We start from the raw sequence: 605 nt of genomic DNA on the forward strand, positions 1-605 counted from the left end.
TCAAACAGCCAGGGTAGTATCCCACCGATGCCTCCACCGAAGCTGGCGCTCCGGTTTCCAAGGCTCCTACCTATCCTGTACAAGCTGTTCAAACACCCAATATCAAGCTGCAGTAAAGCTCCATGGGGTCTTTCCGTCCTGTCGCGGGTAACCTGCATCTTCACAGGTACTATAATTTCACCGGGTCTCTCGTTGAGACAGTGCCCAAATCGTTGCACCTTTCGTGCGGGTCGGAACTTACCCGACAAGGAATTTCGCTACCTTAGGACCGTTATAGTTACGGCCGCCGTTTACTGGGGCTTCAATTCAGCGCTTCTCCCCGTAAGGGGATAACGCCTCCTCTTAACCTTCCAGCACCGGGCAGGTGTCAGCCCCTATACATCGCCTTGCGGCTTGGCAGAGACCTGTGTTTTTGATAAACAGTCGTTTGGGCCTGGTCACTGCGGCTCCCCCAGGCTATTCACCCTGGGGAGCACTCCTTCTCCCGAAGTTACGGAGTCATTTTGCCGAGTTCCTTAACGAGAGTTCTCCCGCGCGTCTTAGAATTCTCTTCCCGCCTACCTGTGTCGGTTTGCGGTACGGGCACCCGTTTCCTCGCTAGAGGC

Annotated in this window: 1 rRNA gene; it reads right to left on the minus strand. The window is 55.0% G+C overall.

The features are described from left to right. Nucleotides 1–605: ribosomal RNA gene (locus ACFO4L_RS17530) — 23S ribosomal RNA — on the minus strand; the annotation flags it as partial.

Source organism: Bacillus daqingensis (assembly GCF_042654445.1).
GTDB lineage: Bacteria > Bacillota > Bacilli > Bacillales > Salisediminibacteriaceae > Alkalicoccus > Alkalicoccus luteus.